The organism is Rohdeia mirabilis, assembly GCA_007750655.1.
Classification (GTDB): domain Bacteria; phylum Planctomycetota; class UBA1135; order UBA1135.
Genome location: CP036290.1, coordinates 4,791,879 through 4,807,902 on the forward strand (window position 1 = coordinate 4,791,879; position 16,024 = coordinate 4,807,902).

Annotated in this window: 14 protein-coding genes; 11 read left to right on the forward strand and 3 right to left on the reverse strand. The window is 70.5% G+C overall.

The window, feature by feature from the left end:
• Positions 1-189: 189 nt before the first annotated feature.
• The 4 genes from Pla163_RS17880 to Pla163_RS17895 all read left to right on the forward strand — a co-directional run bounded on the left by Pla163_RS17880 (position 190) and on the right by Pla163_RS17895 (position 4,402).
• Entirely contained in the window at positions 190-1,818 is a 1,629-nt protein-coding gene (locus tag Pla163_RS17880; protein ID WP_419186109.1) for an FG-GAP repeat protein, read from the forward strand.
• Positions 1,819-1,944: 126 nt separating this feature from the next.
• Positions 1,945-2,568 carry an RNA polymerase sigma factor gene (locus Pla163_RS17885; protein ID WP_145191902.1) on the forward strand — a complete coding sequence of 208 codons (624 nt, stop codon included), beginning with the start codon at positions 1,945-1,947 and terminating at the stop codon, positions 2,566-2,568.
• Positions 2,565-3,194, forward strand: coding sequence for a hypothetical protein (locus tag Pla163_RS17890; protein WP_145191906.1), 630 nt, complete (start codon positions 2,565-2,567; stop codon positions 3,192-3,194). Before Pla163_RS17885 ends, Pla163_RS17890 begins: the two co-directional genes overlap by 4 nt.
• Before the next feature lie 8 nt (positions 3,195-3,202).
• On the forward strand, positions 3,203-4,402 hold the full coding sequence (locus tag Pla163_RS17895) for a hypothetical protein (RefSeq protein ID WP_145191908.1): 1,200 nt from the start codon (positions 3,203-3,205) through the stop codon (positions 4,400-4,402).
• A 306-nt stretch (positions 4,403-4,708) separates the two neighbouring features.
• Here Pla163_RS17895 and Pla163_RS17900 read toward each other — a convergent pair whose 3' ends face one another.
• Positions 4,709-5,485, reverse strand: a complete 777-nt coding sequence (locus Pla163_RS17900) for a glucosamine-6-phosphate deaminase (RefSeq protein WP_419186110.1) — start codon at positions 5,483-5,485, stop codon at positions 4,709-4,711.
• A gap of 71 nt (positions 5,486-5,556) precedes the next feature.
• On the opposite strand from Pla163_RS17900, the gene Pla163_RS17905 reads away from it, so the two are divergent.
• The 6 genes from Pla163_RS17905 to Pla163_RS17930 all read left to right on the forward strand — a co-directional run bounded on the left by Pla163_RS17905 (position 5,557) and on the right by Pla163_RS17930 (position 12,836).
• The gene (locus Pla163_RS17905) at positions 5,557-7,230 is read left to right on the forward strand and encodes a CPBP family intramembrane glutamic endopeptidase (RefSeq protein WP_145191914.1); all 1,674 of its coding nucleotides are present in this window, start codon (positions 5,557-5,559) and stop codon (positions 7,228-7,230) included.
• 20 nt (positions 7,231-7,250) lie between these two features.
• Entirely contained in the window at positions 7,251-8,318 is a 1,068-nt protein-coding gene (gene hemE / locus Pla163_RS17910; RefSeq protein ID WP_419186111.1) for a uroporphyrinogen decarboxylase, read from the forward strand.
• A gap of 56 nt (positions 8,319-8,374) precedes the next feature.
• Positions 8,375-9,139: a DUF695 domain-containing protein gene (locus tag Pla163_RS17915; RefSeq protein ID WP_145191919.1), complete on the forward strand. Its 765-nt coding sequence runs from the start codon at positions 8,375-8,377 to the stop codon at positions 9,137-9,139.
• 489 nt (positions 9,140-9,628) lie between these two features.
• Positions 9,629-11,152, forward strand: coding sequence for a hypothetical protein (locus tag Pla163_RS17920; RefSeq protein ID WP_145191922.1), 1,524 nt, complete (start codon positions 9,629-9,631; stop codon positions 11,150-11,152).
• 262 nt (positions 11,153-11,414) lie between these two features.
• Positions 11,415-11,618: a hypothetical protein gene (locus Pla163_RS17925; protein WP_145191925.1), complete on the forward strand. Its 204-nt coding sequence runs from the start codon at positions 11,415-11,417 to the stop codon at positions 11,616-11,618.
• A 21-nt stretch (positions 11,619-11,639) separates the two neighbouring features.
• A complete protein-coding gene (locus tag Pla163_RS17930) occupies positions 11,640-12,836 on the forward strand; it encodes a hypothetical protein (RefSeq protein WP_145191928.1) in 1,197 nt (398 codons plus the stop codon).
• A 15-nt stretch (positions 12,837-12,851) separates the two neighbouring features.
• Here Pla163_RS17930 and Pla163_RS17935 read toward each other — a convergent pair whose 3' ends face one another.
• Positions 12,852-13,754: a hypothetical protein gene (locus tag Pla163_RS17935; protein WP_145191931.1), complete on the reverse strand. Its 903-nt coding sequence runs from the start codon at positions 13,752-13,754 to the stop codon at positions 12,852-12,854.
• Between the two features lie 138 nt (positions 13,755-13,892).
• Positions 13,893-14,525 carry a hypothetical protein gene (locus Pla163_RS17940; protein ID WP_145191934.1) on the reverse strand — a complete coding sequence of 211 codons (633 nt, stop codon included), beginning with the start codon at positions 14,523-14,525 and terminating at the stop codon, positions 13,893-13,895.
• A 249-nt stretch (positions 14,526-14,774) separates the two neighbouring features.
• On the opposite strand from Pla163_RS17940, the gene Pla163_RS17945 reads away from it, so the two are divergent.
• Entirely contained in the window at positions 14,775-15,998 is a 1,224-nt protein-coding gene (locus Pla163_RS17945) for a patatin-like phospholipase family protein (protein WP_419186112.1), read from the forward strand.
• Positions 15,999-16,024: the final 26 nt, after the last annotated feature.

The window sequence follows — 16,024 nt, forward strand, 5'->3', positions numbered from 1 at the left end:
AAGCGACGCAAGTACCGGCAACAACGAGCTCGGGGCAGTTCTCCGGGCACTGGCGTTGGGTGGGCTGCGTCCTGCTGGCGATACGGGCCCCCAGTTGTCGTCCGAGCCCTGTACCAGGGGGACGGGAAGGCCCCTGCCGTGCGGCAGGTGAGTGGACCCCCAGGACTTGGACCCGACACAGCCCACACCATGTCCAAATCGACTTTGCCGCGCGCGGCTGCGCTCCTGTTCCTATCCGGAACGTTCGCACCGCTCGCCGCTGCCCAGATCCAGAGCGAGGACGCCAAACTCCTCGCCTCCGACGGATCCGCCAGCGACACCTTCGGCCGTTCGGTCTCCGTGGACGGCGACTTCGCCGTGATCGGCGCGTCCGCCGACTCCCACCAAGGCGTCCAGAGCGGCTCCGCCTACGTGTTCCAGCGTCAGGGGGACGCCTGGAACCAGATCGCCAAGCTCGTCCCGAACGACGGGTCGGCCGGTGACTCCTTCGGGATCTCGGTCGCCATCTCCGGCAACCGCATCGTCGTCGGCGCGAACAGCGACGACGACCTCGGCTCGAGCTCCGGCTCGGCCTACGTCTACACCCGCCAGACGAACAACAGTTGGGCCTTCGAGCGCAAGCTCCTCCCGAGCGACGGCGTGGCCTTCGACCTGTTCGGGTCGGCGGTCGCGATCGAGGGCGACCGCGTGGTCGTCGGCTCGCCGAACGAGAACCAGGTCGGTTTCGCCACCGGCGCGGCCTATGTCTTCGAGCGCACCTCGGGCACCAACTGGACCCAGCGCACCAAGATCGCGCCGAGCACCCTCGGTGCGTCCGAGCAGTTCGGCTCGGCGATCGCCATGTCGGGCGACCGGATCGCCTTCGGCGTGACCCGTGACGACACGGCCGCCAAGAACGCCGGCGCCGTGTACGTCTACCGCCGCCAGTCCACGACCTCGTGGACCCAGGAGACCAAGCTCACCGCCACCAACGCGATGCCCTCGGACTACGCGGGCCTCTCGGTCGACATCGACGGCGAGCGTGTCGTGTGCGGCGCGGACCGCTACGACGGTGGCGGCATCGACTCGGGTGCCGCGTTCGTGTTCGAGCGCCAGTCGAACGGCGCGTGGATCCAGACCGGCACGCTCATGGCCCAGGACGGGTCGACCGACGACCGCCTCGGCCAGGCCGTGCAGATCGACGGCAACCAGATCCTGGCCGGCGCGTTCGGCAACTCGCACGCCGGCTCCCAGTCGGGCGCCGCGTACGCCTTCGAGCGCAACGCCAGCGGCCAGTGGATCCAGACGGTCAAACTGATCGCCTCGGACGCGGCGCCGACCGACCAGTTCGGTCGCTTCGCCGCGCTCGACAACGGCCGCGCGCTGATCGCCTCGCTGTACGACGACGACCAGGGCACCAGCTCCGGTTCGGTCTACGCCGTCGAACTCGGCAACCTGAAGGCCAACGTCGACACGGCGTCGATCTCCTCGGGCTCGGCCCAGGTGCTGTCGCTGCGCGCCGGCGCCGGCTGGGCGGGCGCGAAGTACGTGATGCTCGGTTCCATGACCGGCACGAACGGCGTCGACCTCGGCAACGGTGTCGTGCTGCCGCTCTCGCTCGACGCCTACACCACCTTCGGCGCGACGTACGGCCTCTCGATGACCAACTGGCTCGGGACGCTCGACGCGACGGGCCGCGCGACGGCCGTCTACCGCGTGCCCGCCGGCACGCCGCTGGCCTTCGCGGGCCTGACGCTGCACCACGCGTTCGTCGCCGTGAAGCCGGGGTCCGGCGCCATCATGGCGAGCAACGCCGTTCCGGTCAGGCTGACGAACTGATCGCGCGTCCCAAAGGGGAGCATCGATCGCGGCGCGGGCCCGCTCTTCCAGTCGGAGGAGCGGGCCCGCACGCGTTTCGGGCGGGGTTCTGCAACCGCGCCGCGACGCCGCCGGTACAGGAGGGGCGTGCCCGAGCTTCCCCGAGGACCGAGAGCCGCGACGGATGATCCGAGCGGCGTCTCGACGCTGGCCGGATCGCTCGCCGCGGCCGAGCCGATGCTGCGTGCCTTCGCACGGCGGCTGCTCGGGAGCACGCGACTCGCCCAGGAGATCGACGACGTGGTCCAGGACACTTTCACGCGCGCGCTGCGAGGCGCGGCCACCTACGACCCGGAGCGGGCGCTCGAGCCCTGGCTGCGCGGCATCTGCGTGCGCGTCGCGGCCGATCGACAGCGCACCCTGGCCGGTGAGCGAGCGGCCGGCGAAGGGGTCGGTCGCGCGTCCACGGGCGGGGAGCGGGCCCGCGGTGGGCGGTCCGGCGGCGAAGAACTCGAGCCGGAGAGCGTCCTCGATCCGCGCGCCGAGCGTCCGATCGCAGCGCTCGACGCGCGCGACGAGTTGACGCGCCGACTGGCCGCGCTGCCCGCCGCCGACCGCGATCTCCTGCTCGCCTTCCACCGCGATGGACGCTCGATCGCCGACCTCGCGGACGAGATCGGCGCGCCGGAGGGCACGGTCAAGAGCCGCCTGTCCCGCGCGCGACGGACGCTCGCCGACCTGGCGCGGGCGCGCGAGGAGGACCGGCGATGAGCGAGCCCACGAACGACGAGCGCGCGGCGGGCCGGCGCGGGCGGGCGCTACCGTTCGAACGGGTCGAAGCCGCCGCCCATGCCGCCCTCGACGCGGGCCGCGATCCACTGGGCGACGAGGCCGTGCTCGCGGCGCTGGTCGACGCGCCGGAAGCCTTCGAACACGTGGTCCGCCTGGCGCAGGACGCGAACGAACTGACCCGCCTCGCGCCCGCGATCGCGCGCCCCGCGAGCCGGCGGCGACTCGCCCCGTTCGCTGCTGCCGCGGCGCTCGTGCTGATCGCGGTCGCGGTCGCTGTGGCCCTCGCGCCGAAGTCCGCGGAACCCGTCGACCCGAGCGACGACGTGGTTCGCGGCGACCCGCGCGAGCGAGCGGCGGACACCGAGTCCGTGGCGCGAGACGACGAGGTCGCCGCTGCGCCCGACTCCCGAACCACGGCAACCTCCCCGACCGCCGTCGTCGAGTCCCTCTCGTTGACCGTCACCACGGGCCCGCCCGAAGCGCGCGAGACCATCGCGCTCACGCGCCGCCCGGGCCAGACGCACACCACTTTGACTCGCTCGGTCCACGGACTCTCGCCCACGGGCGACGTCGTGCTCCTCACCACCGAAGAACGGCTTCCCTGAGATCCCCAATGCTCTCGACCTTCCCGACCCTCTCGCTCCCCGCTCTCATCGCTGCGGTGTTCGTCCTCCAACCGCTCGCCCTGGCCCAGGACGACGATGGCAGCACCGATACGCTCGAAGCGCCGACCGCCGAAGAGTGGACCGACATCACGTCCGCGGCGGCGAAGCCAGAACCGACCGGCGAGGACCTCACGCTCGTGGTGTACGACGTCTCCGACCTGGTGGATCCGCTGCTGCGCAACCTGCTGCTCGCCGATCCGGAGGGTTCGCAACAGGACGATGCTGCCCTGCTCGAGAAGGAGCGCACGCGGCTGCGCACCAACCTGGTCGAGGACGTGCGTCGCTGGATCGAGCCGCCGCTGGCCGACGCGGAGTCGCTCCAACTGACCAAGGGCGGTGTGTTGGTGGCGAACCTGCGTCCGAAGGCGCAGGCCTGGCTCGAGTCGTTCGTCGAACTGCAGCGCCGCGACCTGTTCGCGATGTACAAGGTGAACGCGACGATCTACGCGGCCGAGCCCGCGTCCTTCGACCCGCTCGGCATCGAGAATCAGACGCGGTTCTTCGGACCGGACGACGTGAAGGAACTCGAACGCCTGCGCGCCGAAGCGCTGACGGCTCCGCACCTCATCGTCTTCGCCGGGCAACGTGCCAACGTCTCCATTCTCGAGGAGACGGCCTACGTGAAGGAGTTCCGCTACGTGGTCGTCGCACCTGGCAACCAGGAGATCCTCGACCCGATCGTGGACGTGGTCGAGAGCGGCATCTCGATCGACTCGCGAGTCATCTCACTGCCCGGCGGAGTGGCCGGCCTCGTGATGACGGCCGACTTCGCGCGCCTGAAGGAGCCCATCGCCACCAAGAAGGTGGTCGTCGCCGAGGGCCATGGGCCGCTCGAGGTGGGCGTGCCCGAGGTGCGCCGAGTCCAGTTGCACACGCGCGCTCGACTCGCCGCCGGACAGACCCTGTTCGTGACGGGCCGCGCCAAGCGCCCGAACGGCGAGGTCTCGTCGCCGTTCGTGTGGGACGAGGACGACGGCACCCAGCGCGAGATGGCGATCGCCGTCCACATCGAGCGCATCGAGACCGAGTTCACCGACGAGGAGGAGTCCGGCCTCCCCGGACACCTGCGGGACGTCTACGGCCACGAGGGACGTGTCACGCCCCCGAAGGCCCCCGCGCCGTCGGGGTCGGGCAGCGAGGGGCAGTAGAGCCCGACCGGCGATTCGCGGCGGAATCGGCTCAAGCCCCGCGAGGCCCTGCCGATACCGCTCCTGCACGAGGGGAGCGCGTCCCCACTGCCTGTCCCCACAGGCCCCTTCCCACGGGAACGAAAGGCACCGAGACACTCCTCAGCGAATCGGTGCCGGACGGACCCGGCCCCTTCCCAGAGCCGCGCTTCCCAACCCCGAAGTCCCCTTCGTGTGGCGTCCCAACCCTTCGCCACGGCTAGCGGCCCGGTCTCCCCGACCGGGTCGCTGGTTTTTTCGGGGGCGCGTTTCGCGTCGCGCGCCGGCTCAGTCGACCGCCGCGGCGTCGGCCCAGATCACCAGATCGTGGTGACCGGCGAGCGCCGAGGCCGGGCACTGGGGATCGAAGCCGTCGAGCGCGAGCAGCCGCGCCAGGGCCTCGCGCTTGGGCGCTCCGAACACGAGCATCCGCAGCCGACGGGCCTCGCGCAGCGTCGCGAGCCCCTGGGTCACGGCCGAGGTCGGGACGTGGTCGAGCTCGCCGAAGCTCTTCGCGTTGGCCTCGCGCGTCGAACTCGCCAGACGCACGAGTCGCGTGCGCGAGTCCGAGGGTGAACCGGGCTCGTTGAAGGCCACGTGGCCGTTGCGACCCAGCCCGAGCAGCTGCAGGTCCACACCGCCCAGAGCCCGGAGCCGGCGGTCGAACCGGTCGCACGCGCCCTCGAGCTCGGCGCCCTCGGCGTCGGCGGGTGGTGCCTCGATCTGCTCGGGTGGCAGGTCGACGCGCTCGGCGAAGTGCCGCGTGATCCAGCGCACGAAACGCTCGGGATGTCCCGGCTCGAGGCCGCGGTACTCGTCGAGCAGAACGGCGCGCGAGCGGCCGAAACTGACCTCGCCGCGCGCGTGCCGCCGGGCCAGCTCGTCGTAGAGCGGCGTCATCGTCGACCCCGTCGCCAGTCCGAGGACGACGCCTTCCGCGCGGCGCTCCTTCGCGGACAGAACGGTCGTCACGTCGTCGGCCACCGCTGCCACCGCCTGCTCGGCTCGATCGACCACGCGCACGTCGAACAGCGGCGAGGTCAGGGTGCGATAGGTGGCGGTCAAGGGCGTTCGGACGAGGAGAGTCGGCGGGCGGCGCAGGATAGCAACGACGGCGCGGGTAGCATGCTCGGCCCATGGCCCCGGACGAAGAGCGGAACGCCCCCGACCGGGGACCGGCGGGCGGGTCGAGCGCGACCGGGTCGAGGACCGCGCCCGCCTTCGCCCCGCACGTGGTGGTGCTGGCGACGATCGGTTGGGCGCTGCTGCAGGTCCTGAACCTCGCGAGCATGGAGTCCGGCCACGCGCGGGTCGTGCACTTCGAACAGCCCGCACGCACGGCGGCGCGCCTGATCGAACGGCCGGTCGAAGTCGTGGCCGCATCGTTGGTCGGCGCCGAACGCGCCTCCGAGGACGAACCGTTCCAACTCGAGGGCCTGACCGGTTCGGGCCCGTTCGGGCTGGACCCGAGCACCTACGAAGGCGTTGCGGTCCAACTGCTCGACGCGGCGCTCGACGTGGATCTGGCCGCGAGCGAAATGCGCGACGCGGCGGAGCGCGGAGCGAAGGCGGAGACTCCGGACGCGACCGCCGACCGGAAGGAGGACGCGCGCCTCGAGCGGGCGACGCGGCTCGAGCGCGAAGCGGCGGTGCTGACCGCTCGCGCGCGGATCCTCGGCGCGGCGGTCGGGCTCGACGCGGCGGAACTCGAACGGGCGACGCCGCGACTGGTCGCGAAGGCCGACGTGCGCGAACGCGCCGAGCTCGACGGGTCGACGGTGCAGCGGTTGCTCGCGGGCGACGCCGCCTGGGCCGCGCGCACCGAAGCGTTGGTGCTCGAGTTCGCGGCCAGGTCCACGGACGATGCGACGGACGTGTCCGCTGCGAGCGTGGATCCGCGCGGACCCGTCGCCGACGAGATCCCGATGCAACTCGATGGGCTGCCGGAACTCCTCCTGCTCGACGCGCGCGGCGAAGTGCCTCCCGTCGAGGAGTGGGCCGTGTCCGAAGCGATCGGGCGGGCGGCGGCTCCGATGGGCTTCGTCCTGGTGCTCGCGCCCTTCTCGATCGTCTTCGCGCTGCTGCTGGTGGCGACCCGGCGACGCATCCTCGCGCCCACCGCCGCGCTGTCCGCTCGGCTCGACGCACAGGACGGCTGGGGCGCGTTCGCGTTCGGCCAACTCGGGTTCGGGCTCGTGCTGACGTTGCTGGCGAGTGCCGGAGCGGGCGCACTGACCGGCTACAACGTCGCGCTGTCCAGCATCCCGATCCTCGTCGCCGCACTGGTCGCCGCGGGCTGGCGACCTGGCCTCGCCGGATCGCTGGGCACCGCCGGCGAACGACTGGGGCTCGACGGCGACGCGCGCACCGCTCCGCGCGCGCTCGTGTGCGGGCTGGGACTCGTACCCGTCCTGTGGCTCGGCGTCCTCGCCCTCGCCGCTCTCGGCCCGCTGGAGGCGAGTCCCTGGACCAGTCCGTACATGGACCAGTTGATGGACGGCGGGATCGACACCTGGCGCCGGATGGCGATCGAAGCGGGCGTCGGAGCGCCGATCTTCGAGGAACTTGCCTTCCGTGGAGTCCTGTTCGCCGCCCTGCGCAGCCGAATGGGGTTCCTGCCGGCCGCGGGGATCAGCGCGGTGGTCTTCGCCGTCGGTCACCCCTACGACCTGGCCGGGATGCTGACGATCGCCTGGATCGGGTTCGCGCTGGCCTGGCTCTACGAACGCACCGGGAGTCTCGTCGCCTGCATGGCCGCGCACTCGGCGTACAACCTCTCGTCGCTCGTCTACACGCTCATCTACATCTGAGCCCACGCTCGAACACCGCCGTGACCACCTGCCGCCAACGCTTCCTCGACGCTCTGCACTGTCGCCCCACCGATCGGCCGCCGGCCTGGTTCATGCGGCAGGCGGGGCGCTATCTGCCCGAGTACCGCGAACTGCGTTCGACCCAGACGTTCATGGAGACGCTGGCGGACGCCGAGCGCGCGGCCGAGATCACGCTGCAGCCGATCCGCCGCTTCGGGATGGACGCGGCGGTGGTGTTCTCCGACATCCTCGTGCCGCTGGCGGCGATGGGGATGGGCCTCGAGTTCGAGAGCGGCGTCGGGCCGGTGCTGACGCCGCCGGTGCGCGACATGGACGGTGTGCGCGCGCTGCGTGACTTCGACCCGGACGTCGCCGTCGCGCACCTGGCCGAGACCCTGCGGATCTGCCGGCGCGAGCTCGATTCGGACGCTTTCGCGAGCCACGACCTCGGCGGTCGCAACGCGGGACCGCGCGGCCTGATCGGCTTCTGCGGCGCGCCGTTCACCGTCGCGAGCTACGCGGTCGAGGGCCGCGGCAGCCGCACGTTCGAGCACACGAAGAAGATGATGTGGACCGAGCCGCGCACGTTCGACGCGCTCCTCTCGCGCATCGTCGACGTGTCGCTGCCGTACCTCGCCATGCAGGTCGCGTGCGGCGCCGACGTGCTGCAGCTGTTCGACTCCTGGGGCGGCGCGCTGGACGCGGCGACCTACCAGCGCGCCGTCTTGCCGCACCTCACGCGCCTCGTGAAGGGCGCGCGCGACCTCGGCGTGCCGGTCATCGTCTACATGAACGGTGGCAGCCACCTGCTCGACGAACTGCTGGCCTCCGAGCCGAGCGCATTGGCGATCGACTGGCGCGTCGTGCCGCAGGTGGCGAGCGCGAAGGTCGGTCCGCACGTGGCGCTGCAAGGCAACATGGACCCGATCGTGCTCCTGGCCGACGCCGCAGCCGTGCGCAGCGAGACGGCGCGCACCCTCGCGGCCTTCGAAGGGCACCCGGGTTACGTCTTCAACGTGGGCAGCGGCTTCGTGCCGGCGACCGTGCCCGAGAACGTGGCGGTGGCGCTGGAGACGGTACGCGGCTGACGGAATCTGAGTCCGTTCCGGGCGCTCCATCGACCCGACCATGACCCTCTTCGATCATGAGTGACAACCAGCTCGACCCGCCCGAAGCGTGGGAGTTCTACCCCTGCCAGATGGAAGAGGGCGTGGCCTGGTTCGCCGTGGACCTGGGCGTGGCGGACGTTCTTCGCAAGGGCATCAGCACGACGCTCCTCGCGCTCCGCATCGAACTGAAGGAGCAACGTGACGGAGTGACGACCCCGGAGGAATTCGAGGTTCTACGCCGACTGACCGAGCCCATCGAGGCCTACGCCAACACCCATCGCGGTCGGTACGTGGGCCACTACACCTGCGCCGGTGTCCGCCACGCCTACGTGTACGCCGATCTCGACGAGGAGACGGCGCGGAACTTGGTCGTCCGAGCCCAGGAATCGTCCAGGCGCGCGGTGCGCTTCTACGTCGAAGAAGAGCCTGAGCATCAGTCGTACTTCGAGCTGCTCCACCCGACAGCGGACGACTGGCAGGTGATCATGGACATGCGCGTCATCGACGGTCTACGTGAAAAGGGTGACCCGCTCACCACAGCGCGGTGCATCGATCACTTCGCCTACATGCCCGACCAAGAGAGCGCCTCCGACCTGGCCGAGTGGCTGAAGAGCGAAGGCTACGCCGTTGATTCCATCGAGTCGGTGGCTGCGGACGACGGGCTCGCGTCGCGACAGGTAGGTGTCCGCTTCACCGAGGAAGTCGTGCCGTCGCTGGGCACGCTGAGGACGGTCCCGCTTCGACGCGCTTGCAGCGAGCGCGGTGGCGAGTACGACGGCTGGGGATGCTCGGTGCTTTGATCCGCGGAAGGTGAGTGGGACGGTACCGCGCCCGTGGAGCCGCGTCGGAGTGTGACGCCCGCTCGGACTCCGAGAGGTCATGCGGCACGCATCGCCGTCCCCGAGGAAGAGACCGTTCGACTCGCTGTGCACCGTGGACGCGCTCGTCGTCCTTGCGGAACTCGTCGCGGCCGACCGAGTCGGGGCCTCGAGTGTCCCCGTGGCGCGAGCGATCTCGTTCTCGTGGGCCTCGACGCGACCGATGAAGTCGCGGGTGTCGTCACCTTCTCGACGAGCGGCGATTGGCGACGAGCCCGCCGTCCCGAGGATCTGGGGCGATCGAGGCGGGCGCTCCGCAGCCGTGAGCCCTCGCCCGACCCCGGTCTTTGGATTGGCGGTACGGTGTCAGGCACGCATCTGCCACCTGCCGCCGATGACGCTGCGAATCGCAGCGTCTCGGCGCGGCAGGTGGCAGATGCGTGCCTGACACCGTACCGCCAATCCAAAGCCATGCTCGCCCGCACACTCGTCGCACTCACCGCCCTCAGCCTCCCCGCCGCCGCCCAGGGCGTCTTCGCCGGCTCGTACACCTTCGCCGCGCTGAACTACGAGGTCGAGGGGTCCTGCCCGAACGGCCTGCGTTGGTCGACCCAGTCCGGCACGCTGAGCTTCGCGCTGGACGGGACGTTCACCTTGGCCTCGAACGAGCGCTCGGCCTGCGTCGGGAACGGTTCGGCGAGTTCTTCGAACGGCGGATCCGGCGTCTACAGCCTGAGCGCCGCCGGCGACGTGGTGCTGGACCTGGATCCCGGCAACCCAGGAACGAACATCGCGCGGCTGGTGCTGAGCCACGATCGCGAGTTGCTGCTGTTCGACCACGGACCCGAGCTCGACTTCGAGGGCTCGCTCGGACGCGCCGAATTCGTGATCGGGATCCGAGGCGGTGTCGCTTCGACGAACGCCGCGCTGCAGGGCGACTACGTCTACGGCCAGATCGACACGGCGACGGGCAGCACGGCGATCCAGACCACGGCGCGGTGGGGCGCCTTCACGTTCGACGGCAGCGGCGGTTGGACGGGCTCGGTCGAGACCGCCACGTCGCTCGGAGGTGGCGCGGTCACACCGCCCACGTCCCTGACACCGGGCACCTACGGCGTGGCCGCGAACGGCGCCCTACAGATGTCCGGCGGCTACACGATCGGCGCCCTGTCCCAAAGTGGGCGCGTCGGATTCGTCCTGTTCACCGAGTCGTCGACGACCTCGCTGCGCGTCCTGCTGAAGCGCTCGCCCGCAGCCTCGACGGACGCTCTCGTGGGGCGCTGGGCCTACTCGAGCCTCACCGGTGACACGACGTTGGGTCCGTTCGGCCAGGTCGCGATGGAGGCCGAACGCGGGGACCTCCTGGTCGACGCGCGCACGAACGACGCGCTGCGAGCGCAGGTGGTCTCGTGGGCGGACGCGAACGGCGGCGGAGGCCGAGTGGCCGCCCGCGCCACGGAACCGTTCGTGCGGGCGAACGGGTCCGTGCTCGTCGATGCGACCGACACGACCGGCGCGCGCCGCGCCTGGCTCGGCGCGGGCGAGGACGTAGTGCTGGCCGCGGAACTCTCGACCGAGCGCTACGGCATCGGCCTCTACCTGCGTCGCTGGGGGTCGCTCGCCGGCGACCGCTCGTTCGTCTCGTCGTCGGACGGCGGCGTGCAGCGCCTGTCGATCCGCGCGGGAGCCGCGAACGCGGGCCGCGTGTACCTCGTCGTCGGCAGTACCTCGGGCTTCGCTCCGGGGATCTCGGGTGTGCCGGTCAACTTCGACGCCTACACGCTCGCGACGGCCACGTCCCCGAACACGGCGCCGCTGACCCAGTCGCTGGGCCTGCTCGACGCGCGCGGCCGCGCCCAGGCGACCTTCACGCTGCCCGCGCCAAGCCCCGCCTTCGTGGGCACCACGTTCACCCACGCCTGCCTCGTGCTCGACCCGCTGACCGGCGCCACGACCCTGATCAGCAATCCGGAGACGTTGACGATCCTGCCGTAGCGAGCGGCGTCGGGTAGGTGCGCGCGCCGTCGTTCGACGTGCTTCCCGCCGCGTCGCGACCACTGCCTCGGGTTCTCCGCTGGGGGCGGACCCACGGCTGCGGACGGAACGAGGCCAGCGCGCGCCAATCGTCGGCCCCGTGGCGTCGTACTCGGGCGGTCGCGGCCTTCGAACGCGGGCGCGGCGGTGAGGATGGAAGGTCAGGAGTGCTGGCACCTCGCCGCCGAGTCCGGTCGCCCCGCGGCGCGTCCCCCGACCCCCGATGATCGCTCGCTCCGTGTGCGGCCCCGTGGCCGTCCTCGCCCTGTTCGCCCTCCCGCTCGCTCGCCCCCTGTTCGCCGTACCGGGTCCCGCTCAGGACGCGGGCGCCTCCGAAAGCGTGCGACTCGACGACGTCCACCTCACCGTCGACCTGTCCGCCTTCGACGAGGTGACCGAAGCCGGCGACGCCTTCCGCGAGCTGTAGGAGCACGCCTGGACCGCCAAGTTGGGCGACGTCGACGTGCTGCTCCTCGCCTGGCACATGGACGGCGAAGAATGGGGCATCGTCGAACCCGAGGACGTCACCTCGGTCGCGCGCAGCAACATCGAGCGCAATCCGATGGTCGACTTCCGGTTCGCCGACCGACGGCTGCTCGAGGGTCCCTACGGCGCCGCGCCCTACGCCGCGCTACTGCACATGGAGACCTACGAGCGGACGGCGGTCTCGGGCGAGACGTACGTCATCGGCGGTATCGCACCCCAGCACGGGTGGGCGTTCCAGGTCAGCACGGACGAGCGACTCGGTGACGCGGACCGCGCCGCGCTGCTCGGCTTCTTCGAGGAGGGCTTCGCCTACGACGGCGAACTGCGCGTTCCTGAGTGGACCGAGGAAGAGGTCGAAGAGCGTTGGAAGCGCGACTTCCCGCGCGAACTGATGGACGCGCGGATCCGCGTCTACCGCTCGAAGCACTTCATCGTGATCGGCGATTCGTCGGGCACGAAGAAGTTCGCCAAGATCATGGACGAGCACTACGAGGCGATTCGCGAGGTCTATCCCTTCGACGAGGTGGAAGGGCGCAGGCTGCTGCCGATCTTCCTCTTCCGCGAACGCGAGTCGTACATCCAGTTCTGCATGGAGTACGTCGGTCAAGCGCGCGAACAGGCCGAACGCTCAGGTGGCCACGCCTGGAAGGACTACTACGCGACGCACTACGGCGCACCGGGCGACACGGTCCACATCCACGAAGCGACGCACCAACTGTTCGCCAATCGCCTGTTCCTCGGCGGCGGCGGCTCGTGGTTCCAGGAGAGCTCGGCCGTGCACATGGAAGCGGTCTACGACTCCGCGACCCGCCGCGAGCACATCAACTTCGGCGACAACGCGGTCGAGGACGGCCGCTTCGCCCCGTTCAAGGAGTTCATGACTCGCAGTTCGCTCCTGCATGCCAGCGGCGGCTCCGACGGACGCGGCCAGGACCTCGCGGGACTCGCCTACCAGCAGGCCGGCACGATGATGGAGTTCGTGCTGCACAGCGAACACACGAAGGAGCTCGCCCAGGAGTACATCCACGCGGTCGGGTCCCTCCGGCGCAACGACGTGCCCGGGGTCGAGCGCGTGCTGAAGCGTCTGTGGAACATCGACATGGAGGGCTTCGAGCAGTGGTACCTCGAGTACTGGGAGAAGCCGGTGCGCACGCTCTGATGCGCGCACGCGCGGTCACTCGTCGTCCGCGTCGTCGGGGTTCGATCCGCCCTTGATCGTGATCATCAGGAGCGGCGGCGGAGGATCCTTCGCGAGCCGCTCGTCGACTCCTGCGCGACCTTCCGCGAGGAGCACCTTCTTCAAGTAGTTGCGGCCGACCGCGCTCGGCGAGTTGGGGCGCTGGCCCGCGAAGGCGTCGAAGTAGCTGATGCCCGCCTCCTCCCGCTTCAGAGCGTCGAGGCCGACACTCTCGGCCCAGGCACATTCGACCAGCGTCGCGTGGCCCCGAACGAGGTAGGTGCGCGATCCCGCGGCGGCTCGGTCGTCCGCTGCGTAGGCCGCGAGCACCTTGGACAAGCTCCCGAAGTGATCCTCGTCGTGCCAGTTCACGAGTGACGGAACGAGCATTCCGGCGTTGAGCCGCGCCCTCTCGCGCAGTTCTTCGTGGTCGGGGTCGAAGATGAAGTTGAAGCTCAGCAGGTACGGCGAGACGACGATGCGCGCACGCTCCAGATCGACGAACGCGAAGGTGTCGACGACGAGGTAGCTCAGGTCCCGCGCGTCGGGGAAGTTCTCTCCGAGCAACTCCTCCCAGCCGTCCTCGCTCGGAACGAGGAGCACCGGGGCCGTCTCGAAGGGCCGCTGGGTGTAGTCCTCGACGAAGCGCGCCTGTTCGTTCGCGAACCCGACCAAGAGATCGAGTCCCGCCTGCATCGCCGCGTCGGGTTCGACCGCGTCGCCGTAGGAACCCGTGATCTCGACCGGCGGGCGCACGTCCGGTTCGTGTTGGACGTCGTCGTCGCCGTGGACGCGTTCCGATCCTCCACTCGAGCAGCAGGACGTGAAGCCGACGGCGGCGAGCAGGGCCAGGACGACGAAGCGAGTGGTGCGCGAGGCGAGCGGCGGGTGGCAAGGCATGGGCGCGCGCCTAGTCCGCGCGTTGGATTGTCGGTACGGCGTCAGGCACGAAAGTGCCACCTGCCGCCGACGACGCTGCGAATCGCAGCGTCTCGGCGCGGCAGGTGGCACTTTCGTGCCTGACGCCGTACCGACAATCTACTGCGTGACCCAGTTCCACACGTCGCCGGCACCGACGCCATCGAGCTCGACGTCGGTCTCGTTCACCAGCTCGCTGTAGTCCTCGATCTTCGGCGCGCGCACCAGGTCGCTCGGCAGCGTCGCACCGACGTCGCCGAGACGCACCAGGCCCAAACTGCCCGAACCGGTCACGCTCACGACCCAACGACCGTCGGCCAGCGCGCGGTAGACCGCCTTGCCGTGCTCGGCGCGCGGATCGTTCCAGTCCACGTCGACGAGGCTCTCATCCAGGAAGACGCCCTCGGCCGGCGCGGTCCAGGAGTCGAAGACGCGGCGGATGAGCAGTCGGCCGTCGATCACGACGTAGTCCACGTAGACTTCGCCACCGGGGTCGAGGTTGGTCTCCACCCGCTCGCGCCCGCCGTCCGGCCCGCGCACGACGATCGCGAGCGCGCCGTCCTCGACGATCAGTTCGGTAACGGCCGTCTTCTTCACCGCGCTGTTGAACTCGGCGCGCAGGGCCTCGTACTCCCCGACCATCGACTCCAACCTGTCGCGGTAGGTCGACGCGGCGATGTCGCTGCGCACGGCCTGGTAGCCGAGGTAGCCCCCGCCGGCCACCAGCACGCTGGACAGCGAAACGCTCGTCAATCGAAGCACTGAGACACCCATGTCGATTCCCCTCGTCGTCGGTTCGGCGGGTCCGGGAGCGCCCCGTCGATCCACCCCTGGATCGGCCGCGTCCCGAAGTTCGATACGCCTCGGGCCGCGCGAACGTGCGCGCCCTCCAGCGAATGGTTCGGATCCCCGCGTCGCCATCTTGAAGGAGCGCGACCCGCTCGTGCAGCGACGACGTGGCGGCGTCCGGCTCGCGGGACCCCTGGCGCTAGGATGCGCGGCGTGAACCCGCCCGCCGCCGCCCCCGACCCCGAACCCTCGGCGTCGACGCCCACGGACCGCCCCGCGGAAGGACCCTCGGACGACGGGCTCGCGCTCGTCATGAGCGGCGGTGGCGCGCGGGGTGCCTACCAGGTCGGATTCCTGCGCGCGGTGGCCGAACAGGTGCCCAGCTTCGATCCGCCCATCCTCACGGGCGTCTCCGCGGGCGCGATCAACGCCGCGTTCCTGGGCTCGCACGCGGGCACGTTCGCGACGCGCGTCGGCCAGCTGGAACAGCTCTGGCGCGATCTGCGCGCCGACGACGTGATGGACGCCAGCACCCTCAAGGTCTGGCAGATCGCTCTCGGTTTCGGACTGCGGCTCCTGTCCGGCGGCCTCATCACGACGAAGGAACGCCGCAGCCTGCTCGACACCTCGCCGCTGCGCGCGTTCCTGTGCCGCGTGCTCGATGCGCCCGACGGCCGCCTGCCCGGCGTGGCGCGCAACATCGAGAGCGGGCGCCTGCGCGCGCTGGCGTTGACCGCTTCGTCCTACACCGACGGCGGAACGGTCACGTTCTGCGAAGGGCGCGACGTGGAGCTCTGGCGACGTCCGCTCCGCCGCAGCCGCAAGGTCGACCTGACCGTGGACCACGTGATGGCGAGTTCGGCGCTGCCCTTCTTCTTCCCGGCCGTGAAGCTCGACGAAGGAACGCGCGACGCGGCCTGGTACGGGGACGGTGGCATCCGACTCACCGCGCCGCTCGCTCCGGCGGTCCACCTGGGCGCGACGCGGATCCTGGCGATCTCGACGCGCTCGAACGAGGAACTGCCGAAGGGCGGCCATCCGGTCGAGGAAGCGATTCCCTACCCGCCGCCGTCGCAGATCGGCAGCGCGCTCATGAACGCCATGTTCCTCGACCAGTTCGACGGGGACGCACTGCGGATGGAACGGGTCAACCGACTCGTGGCGAAGATTCCGCCCGACGACCGCGGCGACCTCCGCGAGATCGGCCTGAAGGTCTTCCGCCCGTCCCAGGACCTGGGCGCGATGGCGAACGAGTACGAGGCGCGCCTGCCGAAGAACCTGCGCTTCCTGACGCGCGGCACGGGCACGCTCGAGACTCGCAACAACGACTTCCTGAGTCTGATCATGTTCCAGACCGACTACGTGTCGCGCCTGGTCGAGCTGGGGCACGCGGACGCGCTCCAGCAGAGCGACGAGATCGCGGCCTTCCTGGGCTGAGTCGTGCGGGCGGCGTCCCGGGACCT